Here is a 14,764-nt window from a genome sequence, read left to right on the forward strand (position 1 = left end):
ACAGGCTTCACCAGTCGTCCAAAAGAACAAGAATTCGACGCTTGTCCCTCCAACATATCCGAGGCGCTAGTAGACACTTTCGCACAAGCGTAACTAGCCTTCATGGTGCTTGGAAGCTAGGACTAGCTTGTATCCACTTGGATGCTCCCCGCCCTGCGGGTAATATCGAACGTCAGTTCCACGCAGGGTGAGATCATCGGCGTTCACAGCGCGTTCTCATAGGCAGTGTCAATCAATCCAATCTAGGAAAAACTCAAGTAGTATGCCTGCCATGCAACTCGGCTTCGTTGACGACAATCTCGATAATTTTCACGCCAACACTTACCTTGATGCGTTGCGTGGTCCCCTACGAGACCGTGGCTGGAGCCTGGCGGGGGTAACCGCACTCGCCTCTGGCGAAGGGGCCGATTGGGCACGAAAAAAAGACGTGCCCTACTTCGATTCCGTTGACGAGCTAGCGAGCAAGGTCGATGCATTTGCCGTTTTGGCTCCTTCCACGCCGCACACTCATCTAGGATTGTGCCACCAGGTTTTGCCACATGGAAAACCGACATTTGTGGATAAGGTCTTCGCTCCGAACACCCAGATTGCCGAGCAGATTCTCGAACTGGCCGATAAGTTTGGCGCTGCAATCCAAACTACTTCGGCCCTACGAACTACAAATGTTCAAAGGGCAGTTAGGCAGCTTGAGTCGCCGCTGATCAGTTTGTCGCAGTGGGCCGGTGGAGCTTCTTTAGAGGAGTATGGTATCCATCCAATCGAACTCGCCATTAGTTGCATGGGTCCAGAAGTGGTGCGGGTTGGCGTAGTTGGTGCAGAGGACCACCCGACCGTGGTTTTAGAGTTTTCTGCCGGGAGGGTTGCTACCATCGACTTCAATGCCAAAGAGCACGTGCCTTTCCTGGCCTCACTCACCACAAGCAAAGAAACTTTGTCGCTTTCGGTGGAAGACGCGACGCTTTTTGTGGATGCGATGGCTTTCATTCTTGATTTTTTTGAAGCTGGCCAGCCACTTGTCCCACGAGAAGAAACGTTGACTATTATGCGAGTACTTGATGCCGTTCAAGACTCGCGAGCAAGGACGAATTGGGTTACTCTCTAGATCGTTTACGATATGGCAATGGTAGTTTAAAACTCTGTTGTGTTTCTCTTTCGAGCTAACCATACTGCAAAACGATGGTGCCTCCGCGCTTGGGGCGAGAAGGCTATAGCTGTTCTTAGTGGAGATAGTGATGCGTCTAGGGATTATCGGAGCCGGCGCGATTGGCGAGAGACATGCGGCGGCGGCCGAGCAGGTTGGGGCGAGAGTCACCCGCATCGTGGATAAGAGTCCTGAGCGAGCGGCCTCATTGGCTGCCAAGCATGATGCAGTGGCAGACGTCGATGCCGACACCCTTTGGGATGACGACGCGCTTGATGCAGTGGCAATCTGTGTTCCCAACTTTTTGCACCACCCTCTGGCGCTCAAGGCGATGAGGGCCGGCAAGGATGTCTTGCTCGAAAAGCCGATGGCACTCTCGGCAATCGACTGCGCAGAGCTAGCCGACGTCGCCGAGCAATCCCGACGAATTCTCCAGATCGGATACACGCACCGCTTCACGGCGGTTGGAAGCGCCGCTCACGATTACATTGCGACGGGAGCCTTAGGGGACATTTATCATGCCAAAGCCCATCTCCATCTGCGTCGGGGCATCCCAGGTTTAGGTGGTTGGTTCACCAACAAAGCCCTGTCAGGTGGTGGTGCCCTCATCGATCTAGGGGTGCACTTGATTGATCTGGTACTGTACCTGCTGGGACAGCCGCGGGCGGTGTCGGTTAGCGGCAAGGCCTACTCAAAGTTCGGCGTAAAGATGAAAGATTACGTCTACGAGAGCATGTGGGCCGGTCCCCCAAATTACTCAGGCACCTTCGACGTCGAGGACCACGCTACGGCAATGATCGTGTTCGACAGTGGCGCTACGCTTGATTTGCAGGTAGCCTGGGCGTGCAATTTGCCAACGGGCACCGCCCCAGACTCGATGATTGCCATTCTCGGAGACCGTGGTGGCGTGGCCTTCGAGTTGTTTGGTGATCACCTGCTGCTGCGCAATCAAGTCGCGGGCCGCAATGCCGACTGCAAAATGTCCCTCGCGCCGGCTGAGCAAATGGAGTTGCAGATGGAAGACTTCATGACGGCAGTCCGCACACGACGTCCGGGCATCGGCGCTACTCCTCTGGAGGGGCAAAAAGTTCAACTTATCGTCGACTCCATCTACGAGTCCAGTAACACGAACGTGCCGGTTGAACAGTAAGCGGGTCCCATCGTGAACTGCACGACTTCGCTGGATCTGCTTGCGCTTGCCTCTTTCGGAGACCAGTTGGTAGTCGCCGTCTACTTGATTGGTACGCTTGCTCTTGGGGTGGCGGCCAGTCGCTGGTTCCAAAGTAGCAAGTCCCAAGACTCCGATTCGGAAGATGGTTATTTTCTTGCAGGACGCAGGGTGCCGGGTTGGGCAAATGGCATCTCCTACGCCGCCACGGCCCTCAATGCGGATGTCGGACCGACCTATTGTGGATTTGCGGTCGTGGTGGGCTTACCCATCGCCTTCTTTTACCTACCGCGCTTCGCATTGGCATGGATGATCGCCGCCATGCTGTTCGCAGTACGGTGGAGGCAACTGGGCATCCGTACCGGGCCCGAGTTCTATGCGTTACGTTTCGGCGGTAAGCGAACCCGGTTTGTACGCATCTACTCCTCGCTATTCTCCGTACTGGTCAACATGGCACCTTGGATTGGTGCGGGGCTGCTGGGCGTCCACAAGATTCTCGGGCCAGCATTCGAGATTCCCGACAAGGCGACTACCTTAAGTATCGTACTGCCGGTGCTGATGGTTTACGTCTGGATCGGCGGCTTCGCTGGCGTGGTCGTCACCGATGTGATGCAGACCTGCATTATCGTGCTAGCCAGTGTGGTGCTGACTTGCGTCGTGCTCTACCAGTACGGTGGTCCGGAGTCGCTCGCCAACAGCATTCAGTCCGCACAAGGCGAGCAATCCGCAGAGATCCTATCCACTTGGCCGGTATGGGACCACCGCGTGCTTGGGCCTATGGTGGTACTGGCCTGGCTGATCGTCCCCACGGTAGGACGAGGTGGTTCCGTAGACTTGGAAGGCCAGCGACTGTTTTCCTGTCGGAGTGATCGGGATGCCGCGCGAATGAACATTTGGGCCATGATCGGTCTTTTCATCATGCTACTGTTGCTCACGCTCCCTGCTCTGGGCCTACTCGTTCGATATCCGGATCTGTACCTCGCCGAACCGGCAGAGCGCGAAGAAGCCTATTCCTTGCTCTTGGCCGAGTTCTTGCCTTCGGGACTCTATGGACTTGCTTTGGCAGCCTTACTCGCAAGCGTCATGTCCACGATTTCCAGCCACTTGAGTTACGGCTCGCAGACATTGCTCAACGATGTCGTCCGCCAGTTGTTTCCGCGCGCCAGATCCTTGGAGGCGGGGTCGAAACGAGCTGTCTGGGCTGGCCGCCTATTGATGTTGGTGATCCTTGCTCTGGGGATCGCCGTCACCTTCAATGCGGAATCCCTGATCGGTATCGCCATCGTCTTGGCCGGCATGTATGGGGCCACTGCTACCATTTATTGGGGCCAGTGGTGGTGGTGGCGCGTCAATTTTTGGAGCTGGTTCACTGCCATGGTCGGTGGACCCGCCGTGTACGTCCTACTCGGAGGTTTGTCATTCGGCGGCATCCAAGTGGTAGGTATTCTCGATAGTTTTCCGGCGTGGGCTGCGGCGCGAGCCAAGAGTGAATCGGCTGCACAACGCCTCGACATGGAACAAGCAGCGATTGGGATGGCGATCACCTGCGTCGCCTGGATTCTCGTCACCATGCTGACGCGTCCCGAGTCGATGGACACTCTTACCCAGTTTTACCGCCGCGCCCGACCTATGGGTTGGTGGGGGCCCGTGCGGGAGCAGTGCATTGCTCAGGATCCGAGCTGGCAACCCCCGCCTTCCGGGCTGTTGCGCGAAGGACTCGCTGCTGCGGTGGTGGGTGCCATCGCTGTCTCAAGTGCGGTGTTGGCGGTGTCGGTAGTGTTCGTGGGCCGTTGGCTGGAAGGAGCCGCGTATGCAGGCCTATCTGCGATAGCTGGGTATGCGTTCAAGCATCTGTTTGATCGCCATATGCAGGCCATGGAAGCGAGTAACTAAGGCCGATCGTCTTTTGAGGTATACAAGCTGTCAAAGACTTCTGAATGTTGCTGCAATCCCTGATAGTAGAAAAACAACTCGCCTTGAAATCCCAACTGCCGATTGATCTCAACAGCTGCTCGAACGTGATCACTAGGCAAGTCGTAGCCATCGGCCAGGGCGATGAGCTGTCCCGGCACGATCTTCGGTAGCACGTCTGCTGGTACTTGCTGTTTCACGCTCGCCAATGTCTGCCGGTACGCATCCAAGTCGCGGCGATAGACCTGAGGACAGAACATGTCGCCCCAACCTTCACGTGCCCAACGCGGCCAGTCTTGCAGGTACTGATCACGGCTCCAGGGCCATACGCTGGGGGCCCACGACACGCATAAGTCAGGATCCAGAGCTTTCAACTCGCGGTAAGCACGTTCGACAAACAAACTGAATTTGTCCGCGCGCCACTGCACCCATTCGGCGTCTGTCGGGTCGCTGGGTGGGCTACTGCCATTGTGCTCGTTCTTGTACTGCGCGACCGTCTGGGGATCGTAACCACCCGTGTTGGGCATCGCTGGCAAACGATCGTCACCCTGCACTCCATCTATGTCGTAGTTAGCAACCACTTCCTTCATCATGGCCAGTACAAAGCTCTGCACTTTGGGATCAAACCCATTCATCCATTGAAATCCATTTCGCTCGACCAGTTTCCCGCGAGCATTGAGCGCCGCCCATTGGGAACGTTTCTTCAACAAATGTCCACCGTCTGGCTGCTGGTAGCTCGAACTGAATCCGAATTCGAACCACGCATGCACCTCAATATTCTCCGCATGCGCAAGTTCGATGAGTTCTCTCAGTGGATCTCGACCTTCGAGTTGTGGATCGATCCGTACGCCAAATTCGCGTTCCATGATTGGACTAGGATACAGCGTGTATCCGCGGTTCCACGTGACGACGAAGATGGTGTTAATGCCAACTTCGCTGCAACGCTTGACTACTTTCTCAAGCGCCGGCTTCGAGTACAATGAGTCGCTGCCCACGCTGGCCAGCCAAACACCACGAACTGGCTGCGACCGGGCTTCGTCGTCCGCTGCGTGCGAACTGCTCGATGTACCAACCAGCACGATCAGCAAACCGCCGAAAAGCGCGAGCTTGCGATGAACTGCGACTTCTGTATTGAGTTCTAACTCCATATTTCCCGTCCTGTGGACATCGCGGCGCAGCCGGCTTGGCGGCACCCCGTGGTTTCGGGTGTCGACACGGGCAGGCCGCGATGATAACGCACCGCGAGCCAAGCAAAACACTCGCACTGCAGCGTGTCGGGGTTCAAGTTGCGCTCACTCACGTTGCGTACCTGTTCGAATGTGCTTCGCAGTCGCTCGAGAATGAGCGGGTGTCGACTTGCTGCGCCGGTGACCCACGCCAACTTTGGGTGCTCGGGTAGTTGCCCAATAGCTGACACTACCGATTCCGCGATGATGGCGCATATCGTAGCCGCCCCATCGCTGGGTTCAAGGCCGGACACATCGATCGTTTCAAAATCCGACCGTGTAGGTGTACGAGGCAAGCTTCGCGAGTAAAAAGGGTTCTGCATCGCATACTCAACACAGGCCGCATCGACAGTACCGTCTGCCGAAACGGAGCCGTCATAGTCGTGAGCAGCTTCGGCGACTTCCTGAACCCACTCATCCAGCAACTCGACACCCGGTCCCACATCGCCCGCGATGATATCATTCGCTCGACTGAGCCAGGTTAGGCTCGTGACGGGCCCCAAGTTAAGCATCAGCGCCGGTCGGGGTTCGCGAGCCATTAGCGCCCAGTGATACATTGCCTCCAAAGGGGCCCCTTGTCCGCCGACCGCCATGTCGTAGCGACGGAAGTCGGTTACTACCTGCAGTCCCGTCCTCTCGGCCAGCACCCAGGGGTCTCCAATCTGAAGAGAAATCCCTTCATCGGGCAGCCGGCGGAGCGTGTACCCATCGAGGCCAATCACCTCAGCCTGCGCGACCTCCTCCGGATGCTGTTCTCTCAACCGCTCGACAGCGCGGACGAACTGTTGCGTCAACTCGCGCTCTAGACGCAATACTTCCGTAATCGGAAGATCGTTCTGCGCCGCTTCGAGCAAGCCCCAGTGTAGTGTCTCGGGACAGACAACCTTTGCTCCACCTATCGAACGGATTTCGTCCTGACCATCTGTCTTAATGATTGCGGCTTCGACGGTGTTGCCCGTTACCGAAGTTAGGAGTCCGATTGCAAAACGGAGGGGCGCTACCATGACTTTCTTGTCTCCCAAGCGGATTCCAGGACTGCCTGGCCGATGCGTGCCAATGGATGTACGAACACGGCGTGACCTTCTACACTGTCAGTGGTTATTGCAAGCTGCCGCCACAGGTGTATAGATTGCCGTAAGTAGCAATGTAGGAGAACACGCCGTGTCGGTTCCGGAAGTTGGAGTACTCGTTGAGCCCGATTCCAGTTGGGGACGCAACATACTGCGCGGAGTTGCCAGCTACGCCGAGAAGTTTGGCCCATGGAACCTACTCATCGAGAAATATCATAGCTCCGTCAACTGGACGGTGCCAGAAACCTGGTGCGCTGACGGCATTATTGCCCGCATTTCGACACCGCTGCTCCTCAATTGCCTGCAGTCACTCAAGGTCCCGATCATCGATGTGGGAGATCTGTTTGTTGGAGAGCCCGGCGTCGAATCGGTGCTAACTGACTACGATGCTTGGGCGGACTTGGCGGTGGAGCATTTTCAAAGCAAAGGGTTTGCCAACTTCGCCTACTACGCCCCCCCCAGTCGGGACTACTCCAACCTTCGAGGCGAGGCATTCGCCGCGGCTGTCGAACGCCTTGGTAGAAGATGCAAGCAGTATCGCCCTGGATACCGTATTGGTCGCGAAATTAGCGTTGGCGAACATCGCCGTCGCGTCACCAGATGGCTGAGCCAATTGCCACAACCAGTGGCGATTCTGGCGGCAGACGCGGCCCGAGGAAAGGACTTGGCGGAGGTGTGCATACAATCCGGTCTACGGGTGCCGGACGAGGTGGCAGTTTTGGCAGGCGACTCGGACGATCTCTCCTGCGAGATATGCAGGCCACCTCTTTCAAGCATCCAAGTCGCCAGCCGTCGGATTGGCCTTGAGGCCGCAGCCCTCCTAGCTGAGATGCTAGGCGGAGGAAAACCAAGGACCGAACCCGTCTTGATTTCCCCCGAGGGCGTTCAAGCGCGTCAGTCGACTGATGTCTTGGCGATCGATGACCCGCACGTGGTTCGGGCACTTCGTTTCATGCAGCGGAATGCATATCGAGGAATCAACGTCCGCGACGTCCTGGCCGAGGTGCCGGTCGCACGACGACAACTCGAACGACAGTTTAAGAATTATCTTGGACGGCTCCCCGCTGAAGAGTTGCGGCGATTGAGGTTGGAACGTGCTCGCCAACTTCTCATCGACACCGAGTTGTCAATGGAAGAGATCGCCGAAGCCTCTGGCTACGCCGGTTCCACGCAGTTGGGTGCGGCATTTCGCAACAAGTTTGGCGTCACACCACTCGCGTTTCGCCGCCGCGGCCAACAACGCTAGGCCGTCGCAAACGGTGGAAAAATAAACGCAGGTAAGTTTGACGTTTAATTTCGACTTGAGTAGCTTGAAGGCCGTTCTCAGACGCATTCGATCTGAGAATCCGACTTTCGTACTTCCGCTGCTTTTCTACTCACCCTTTCAAACGCGAGGAAGTCTCATGAGCCGTACAACTTTGCTCTACAACGTTGGCCTTGCTTGCTTGGCCGCTCTGGTGATTTCACCAAAACTGGCACATGGAGTGACCTTTCAGGAGATTGCCCGGTTTGACGTGGCAGCTTCTGCCGAAAGTGCTGGCAGCAGCTACATAGGCAACAATCCCTCCGCTGTGGCTTGGAGTGGATCTCAACTCTACATCGCCGGCTTCAATTCATCCGGCGCAGCCGCGGACACAGCAATTGTGGAGATCACCAACTCAGGAGCCACAGGCCTGAATGCAGCAACCTTCGGCAGCCCGTTTGGCGTGTTAAGCACTCCGAATCTGCGGGGCTACTCAGGAATGGATCTGGAGCGAGGCGTACTCGCAGCGGCCTACGACGACGGCGCCGCTGATCCCAACGGCATTCAAGCATTTGATGCAAGCAACAACACGCAAACATGGGCCAAGAACGCGCGTGGCGGCAGTAGCGCCGCTCACGACCCAGGTTTTGGTGGTGTCGACTCAGGTATCGCCTGGCTTACTTTCGGAAGCGGGCGTCGCTCTCTACAAGACACCGCAACTGGTGCGGACATCTACACCACTGGCGATGGCATGATCATTACCGACTTTGGCGAGAGCTTTTGGCGCGATCTGGATTTCGACCAATCAACCGGTGATGTGTATATGCGACGCTCGAACGATTTGCTCAAAGCAACTCGCACTGGTGGCAATTCGGTCACGGTTAGCATGCTAGTCGACAACAGTTCCAATGGCTCTTTTGTAGCCGGCCAGAATGTCGACTTCATGGCCACCCACCTATTTGGCGATGTGGTCATCTACAACGATCGTCCTGCGACGGGCACCGCCAGCTTTGCAGATGTAGTGAAGTTAATTGATTCCAGCGGTACGCCCCTGTCGGCCACGTTCTCACTCATCGGTGGCGGAATTCCCGACGATGGAGTGGGCTACTATGACTTTGACTTCGATCCTTCTTCGCAGACTCTGGCGCTGTTGGATTTCAACAATCGCAATGTCCACATTTTTCAGGTAGTGCCCGAACCGTCGACCTTCGTATTCGCGATCGCTGGCACGGCCGTGTTGTTCGGATTACGTCGCTGGCGGTAGTCATGGGATGCCGCAAGTGGCGGGGCAGTGACGTTGGCGGCCCGCGCGGCCGCCAACGCTTCCAACCGAGCTTCAGGACAAAACAGAAAACTGTTCAATTCGACCTCAGGACCATTCATGCGAGCGACAACCTCCTGCCTCTTTGCCGTCGTGCTAGTGTCGACCCTTTGGTTGCCAACTTCGTCGCGGGCTATTGAGTTCAACGAAGTAGCCCGGTTCGATGTTAGTTTTGCCTTTGCTTCCGACCTCGTGCCAGACGATGGAAGTGTCGACGACAATCCAAAATACATCGGCACAAATCCGCTAGGTATCGCGTGGAATGGCTCGAAGCTGTATCTCGCCGGCCATGACAACTTTGGTACTTCGCTGCTGCCGATTGGGCTAATCGAGGTTTTGAATCCGACGCGAACAGGGGAAGTTGATCTGGAAGATGCGGATTTTAGTGAGAAATTTGGCACCATCTTCCAACCCACTGGGCGTGGGTACACCAACCTCGAACTACAGGGAAGAATGCTGGCAGCCGGCTACGACGAGGGCAGCGATACCAGCAACGCAATTCAGCTGTTCGACACCGCCAACAACACACTATTGTGGGACCTCAGTGCTGCCGGTATTACCGCCCGCGGCGGTGCGGGCCTGAATTTCGATCCTGGTTTCAACAGCTCAAGTGCATCGCAGGGTGTCGCCTGGACGGCTTTTGGCAGCGGTCGTCGGGCCTTGTTGGACACGTCTGATGGATCTTCGACCTATGTGCTGAGTGGGGATCCGCTCGGTTTCCAGTGGTTGCCCGATACGGTGCCAGGTGGAAACATCGCTCGCGATATGGCGTTCGACCCCGATACGGGCGACATCTATGTTCGTCGGAACAACGATGTCGATGCAGCTGAACGCTCGGGCGATAACGCGACGACCAATCGACGTACGATTGTGGACGACACCACGGATGCGGGAGCCTTTAAGCTTGGACAGAAGATCGAGTTCATTGGTGACACTGAAGATGGAGACCTGTTGATCTACAACGACAGTGCGATCGCCACCACCGACCAAGCTTTCATCGACGTAGTAAAAGTGGTAGACACCGATGGTGTCGCTCAAACGGCTACCTTCAATTTGATTGGCGGACTGACAGGTGCGGATATCGGCGATAGTGCGGGCATTTACGATTTTGACTACGACCCTGATTCCAACACATTGGCAGTACTCGACTTTTTCAATCGAAATGTCTTCATCTTTTCGGTAGGCACGAGTACGCCATCGCTTATCGGCGACTACAACGGTGATGGAACCGTCAATATCGCAGACTATGCGGTATGGCGGAATACGCTTGGCGCCACCGTAACTCCGTTCGATGGGGCCGATGGCAACGGTAACGGGATGGTCGATGCCGGAGACTATACCGAATGGAAGACGAACTTCGGCCAAGTTGCGGCCGTCAGTGCATTGTCGGCGACAAACGTCCCCGAACCCCGCGCGGCTCTCTTGGCAGTCGTACTTGCCGGGCTCGTTGCCGTGAGCCGACACTACAAGTAGCAGGTCATCCACTTCTGACCCGTGTTAAATATCAAAAGGGGTTTCGGATGTTGCGAGCATACGGTCTCGACAATGCTGCCATCAAACGCGGAAGGCCAGCATTTACATTGGTGGAGTTGTTGGTGGTGATTGCCATCATTGGAACCCTCGTCGCCCTATTGCTACCAGCGGTTCAATCAGCTCGGGAGGCCGCTCGTCGAACGTCGTGCACCAATAACCTCAAGCAATTGGGACTTGGATTTCTCAACTACGCCTCGAACAACGTCGATCGGCTGCCGCCAGGGTTTGCCGGTTGGGAGTTCGACCAACAGCGTTCGCAGCCGAAGTGGAATTTCTCCAAGAAGAGCCTGTTTACCCATATTTTGCCCTACATGGAGCAGGAGAACGTCTACGATCAGATCGATTTCGAGTACCAGAACAGTAGCAATCCATACGACGATCCGGCACGCACTACCGTGGTGCCGAGTTATATCTGCCCCAGTTGGAACGTCGGCCCAATTCGCTCGGTTGCCGAAGACGGTCAAGGGCTCGACTCATCTACAGTCTATGGTTACCAACTTGGGGCCCTAGTAACCTACGCTGGCTGCTCGGGGTCGGATGCCGCCACGATCGACAGCTTCGACGGGCCAGTATCCTACACGGCTGAGGAGATCGCGAGACTTCGCATTTCGACTCCCTACGGTCCAGTGTATCGAAACGGCGCGTTTACGTTGGACGTGATCGAGCCAGTCACTAATCGCTTCTTCGGCAAGGAAAAACCGCGGAAACTCTCGCAGATCACCGATGGTACGAGCAACTCATTCATGATAGGCGAATTCGTCGACACCGAGTGCGAAAGCTTCAACTTGTGCAAAGAGCGGCCCTGGTATAACCGACCGTGGTATCTGGGGGGGTTTCAGAACGCGCCATACCATATGAAAGTACTTCTCACACAGCCGAATGCCAAACTGGACAAGTTCTCGGCCCCCATCGTGCAAAGGCCTTTCAGCAGTATGCATCCGGGCATCGTGCAATTCGTCTTTTGCGACGGTAGCGTATCTAGTGTGCAGGAAGATATCGACTTTCTCACCTTTCTTGGTCTCGGAACGGTGAACGGGAGCGAGTTGATCAATGGTCTATAAGTTTCCGAAGGTTGTTCTGAGTTGGCTACTAGCAAGTGGGTTGGTCGCTGGGTGCGGCGACTCGGCGTCACCACAGCCTGTGATCGAAGTGACGGGACGTGTATTTCTAGACGACGAGCCACTTCGATTCGGCCAAGTGGTCTTCCAACCGCTCAGTGGGGGGCAACCCGCCATTGGCAAACTGGAGCCCAACGGCAAATTTTCGCTGGGCACATACGGTGAATCGGACGGTGCTACGATCGGGCGACATCGTGTGCGGATCGTCAGTTATTCGTCGCAGGATCCTGGAAACAAAGACGTCGATTCGATGTCAGACACGCTAGGTGATCTGACGATTCCAGAGCGTTATTCGAGCTTCGCAACGAGTGGCATCGAGGTCTCTGTGCTTCGCGAGGGAAACTCGCCATTTATCTTTAAACTTGAGTCCGAGTCCACTGACCCGGATCATTCGGATTCGCCCGAAGCAAACGCAGAACCGTTGCCCGATGTGGCCGACGACTCCGCGGATGCCAGTTAGCCAAAAACATCACAGGCCGAGGAGAGCCTATCATGATTGCTGTACAAGGATGCTATGCGCGGCGGAAATGGAGCATGATTTGCCTGCTGCTTGCGTTAGCTGCTTCCTCGGGATGCAACGACCGTCCGGAGCTTGGCACGGTGGCAGGTAGCGTGATGCTCGACGGAAAGCCTCTTAAGTTTGGCAAGGTGATGTTCCAACATGTGGAGGGTGGTCAACCCGCAACAGGTGAGATTCAACCAGACGGATCATTTGTGCTTTCGACCTTCCGACCTGAAGACGGAGCAATCGTGGGTGCACATCGTATCCGAGTTGTATGCTACACATCGCAGGACCCAGCGCGGCGGGCCGCCGAAGGGCCGGCAGGAGACGCCTTGGGCGAATTGTTGATTCCTGAAAGCTACTCTTCGTTAGGTGCCAGTGGACTCAGTGCCGAAGTGCCTCCAGAAGGGCTCTCCGAGTTTAAGATCGATCTTAGTTCAAAAGGCCCGAAGAAATGAGCTACGCCCGCACTCGATTTGCGTGCCCATGGCATGCGTTGCTCGTCGTGATGGGTGGTGCTCTAACATCGTCGACTTTTGCAGCGGAGGCCCTTGCGGACGGTTCTGCGTATGACGTCGTGATTTGTGGCGGCTCCGCTGCGGCACTAGCCGCCGCTTTCACCGCGGCCGACGAGGGTGCGAAGGTGGCCTTGCTCGAGCCGACCGATTGGATAGGCGGACAGTTTACCGCCTCTGCCGTTCCCGCAGTTGACGAAGCCTGGCACCGAATCGCAGACCCCAAAACAGGGGAGGTACTGCTAGACGTCGCGAAGATCGCTCGCGATCCCCGAAATATGACGCCCTTTCTTCGCGACACCTTGGCCGAAATTGGCAATCCTGGACGAGGCTGGGTGAGTCGCTACTGCTTTGAGCCCAAGCGGATACTCGATCTGGCATTCTTGCCGCGCGAGCGAAACCTCCGTGACCGGCTGACAGTCTATCGCGACACCGTAGTCAAGTCAGTAGAAGTCGACTTAAGTAGTCGACGAATCGTGAGTGTCACCGCCATTCAGCGAACCGCCAAGCCAACGATCGAGGCAGGTGGGTACGATCGTCCCTTGTCTCAGGATCTTCCCGATTGGTACTCAGCGACGCCTTCCGACCGGTACGACAAGCGGGTACTTACTTTTGGGTCGAACACCAAAGGTTCGACAGTATTTATAGACGCCACGGAGTGGGGTGAGTTACTTGCCTTGTCGGGTGCCTCGTATCTGGTGGGCGCCGAAGTAGAGGATGGTGACCTGCACGGGAACGATCGCTGCGGCCAGGCAATAACTTATGGCTTTGTAATGCGCTACCATGAGAAACCTGTGGACGATCATCCCCAATATCCTACGGTGCCTGACTTGGGATTCGGCAGTTACCGAGACCGAACCGATGCCTGGTCGCAAGTTTGGACCTACCGCCGCCTGAAGGCGGATGCGGATGAGCCAAACCCCGGCGATCTCTCCCTGCAGAATTGGGGCTACGATCCCCGCACGAATGAGTCAGGAAACGACTACCCCAATGGTTACTTGTTCCTCTCGCGAGAGGAGACGGCGAAGCAGCTAGACGATTGGCAGGGTGGCGTCGACCTAAAGACACTGGCCGCAGCCGAACGGCAGGCGCTGGCTTGGCACGATTGGTTTCGCCAAGCGGCGCCTGAAGGCATCCACCCGGACTGCTTCACTATCGACGGGAAAGTGCTAGGTACCACCCACGGGTTGTCCAAGGTGCCGTATGTTCGCGACACGCGACGTTCGATTGGGCTGGATGGTTTTGTACTCGAATTTCGCCATCTCTCGGGGCCGGCCGAGCAGAAGACAGGCACACGATTTGACGACCGCGTGGCATTGGGCGCTTATGCGGCGGATATCCATCCGCTGGCGGATTGCAAGTACCCAGCAGCAACGCGCGCCGATAGTCACACGCTGCCGTACTACCTTCCGTATCGGGCGCTGACCAATCGCGACTTCGATAATCTGCTAGTAGCGGGCAAGACAATGGCCCAAACCTTTTTGACCAATTCGGCCACGAGGCTGCACCCGTCGGAATGGTCTTCCGGGTGTGCAGCAGGAACGGCGGCCGCCTACTTGGCTCGCACCGGCAAGACAACTCTCGACGGCCTGGAGGGCATCGACGAGATTCAAGCGATCGTAGGCGAACACACGCCAACCGAGTGGACGATTGACGCTCAGGATTGACAATCGTCTTGTACGATCGTCGACGATCACAGGTTACTCACGTTGTTGCGAAATCGCTTGGCAGTTGCTTGCCTGTTCGTCTACTTTGGTCTATGTGCATGCGTGTCTAATGCGGGCCCGCCAGAAGTGCGTGGTATCTGGCTGACGACGACTGGCATCGATCACATTGAGTCTGGCGCAAACACCGGGCAGGTGTTGAGCGACGCACGCTTCACACGAGTTCGCATCAACTATGTTTACGGCAGGGCATCAAAGTGTCGAACAGTTTATAGTCTTGGAAGGTCCAATGGAGTCCTCGAGACTCTCAGCGGGATCGCCACCGCCGGCAGTTTCGCGCCGCCTGACCTCG

The 14,764-nt window shown here is 56.3% G+C and carries 12 protein-coding genes; 10 read left to right on the top strand and 2 right to left on the bottom strand.

Going from position 1 to position 14,764, the window contains the following annotated elements; genetic code table 11:
• Positions 1-271 precede the first annotated feature (271 nt).
• From ACQK2L_RS19140 to ACQK2L_RS19150, 3 genes are all read left to right on the top strand, one after another.
• Positions 272-1,102, top strand: a complete 831-nt coding sequence (locus ACQK2L_RS19140) for a Gfo/Idh/MocA family protein (protein ID WP_425398642.1) — start codon at positions 272-274, stop codon at positions 1,100-1,102.
• A 130-nt stretch (positions 1,103-1,232) separates the two neighbouring features.
• Positions 1,233-2,291 carry a Gfo/Idh/MocA family protein gene (locus ACQK2L_RS19145; RefSeq protein WP_425398643.1) on the top strand — a complete coding sequence of 353 codons (1,059 nt, stop codon included), beginning with the start codon at positions 1,233-1,235 and terminating at the stop codon, positions 2,289-2,291.
• 12 nt (positions 2,292-2,303) lie between these two features.
• Positions 2,304-4,202, top strand: a complete 1,899-nt coding sequence (locus tag ACQK2L_RS19150) for a sodium:solute symporter family transporter (protein ID WP_425398644.1) — start codon at positions 2,304-2,306, stop codon at positions 4,200-4,202.
• On the opposite strand, the gene ACQK2L_RS19155 is transcribed toward ACQK2L_RS19150, so the two are convergent.
• Together ACQK2L_RS19155 and ACQK2L_RS19160 are read right to left on the bottom strand one after the other, a co-directional pair.
• A complete protein-coding gene (locus tag ACQK2L_RS19155; RefSeq protein WP_425398645.1) occupies positions 4,199-5,368 on the bottom strand; it encodes a glycoside hydrolase family 10 protein in 1,170 nt (389 codons plus the stop codon). The genes ACQK2L_RS19150 and ACQK2L_RS19155 overlap by 4 nt on opposite strands.
• Positions 5,359-6,450, bottom strand: a complete 1,092-nt coding sequence (locus tag ACQK2L_RS19160; protein WP_425398646.1) for an anhydro-N-acetylmuramic acid kinase — start codon at positions 6,448-6,450, stop codon at positions 5,359-5,361. Before ACQK2L_RS19160 ends, ACQK2L_RS19155 begins: the two co-directional genes overlap by 10 nt.
• 157 nt (positions 6,451-6,607) lie before the next feature.
• Between ACQK2L_RS19160 and ACQK2L_RS19165 the strand changes: the two genes are divergently transcribed.
• The 7 genes from ACQK2L_RS19165 (at position 6,608) to ACQK2L_RS19195 (ending at position 14,415) form a co-directional block, all read left to right on the top strand.
• A complete protein-coding gene (locus ACQK2L_RS19165; RefSeq protein ID WP_425398647.1) occupies positions 6,608-7,762 on the top strand; it encodes a substrate-binding domain-containing protein in 1,155 nt (384 codons plus the stop codon).
• A 157-nt stretch (positions 7,763-7,919) separates the two neighbouring features.
• Entirely contained in the window at positions 7,920-9,023 is a 1,104-nt protein-coding gene (locus ACQK2L_RS19170) for a hypothetical protein (RefSeq protein WP_425398648.1), read from the top strand.
• 117 nt (positions 9,024-9,140) lie between these two features.
• Positions 9,141-10,553, top strand: a complete 1,413-nt coding sequence (locus ACQK2L_RS19175; RefSeq protein ID WP_425398649.1) for a dockerin type I domain-containing protein — start codon at positions 9,141-9,143, stop codon at positions 10,551-10,553.
• 47 nt (positions 10,554-10,600) lie between these two features.
• The gene (locus ACQK2L_RS19180) at positions 10,601-11,674 is read left to right on the top strand and encodes a DUF1559 domain-containing protein (RefSeq protein ID WP_425398650.1); all 1,074 of its coding nucleotides are present in this window, start codon (positions 10,601-10,603) and stop codon (positions 11,672-11,674) included.
• On the top strand, positions 11,664-12,191 hold the full coding sequence (locus tag ACQK2L_RS19185) for a hypothetical protein (RefSeq protein WP_425398651.1): 528 nt from the start codon (positions 11,664-11,666) through the stop codon (positions 12,189-12,191). The genes ACQK2L_RS19180 and ACQK2L_RS19185 overlap by 11 nt, the downstream gene beginning before the upstream one ends.
• Positions 12,192-12,223: 32 nt before the next feature.
• Positions 12,224-12,691, top strand: coding sequence for a hypothetical protein (locus ACQK2L_RS19190; RefSeq protein ID WP_425398652.1), 468 nt, complete (start codon positions 12,224-12,226; stop codon positions 12,689-12,691).
• Positions 12,688-14,415, top strand: coding sequence for an FAD-dependent oxidoreductase (locus ACQK2L_RS19195; protein WP_425398653.1), 1,728 nt, complete (start codon positions 12,688-12,690; stop codon positions 14,413-14,415). The genes ACQK2L_RS19190 and ACQK2L_RS19195 overlap by 4 nt, the downstream gene beginning before the upstream one ends.
• Positions 14,416-14,764 lie beyond the last annotated feature (349 nt).

Source organism: Aeoliella sp., assembly GCF_965227375.1.
Classification (GTDB): domain Bacteria; phylum Planctomycetota; class Planctomycetia; order Pirellulales; family Lacipirellulaceae; genus Aeoliella.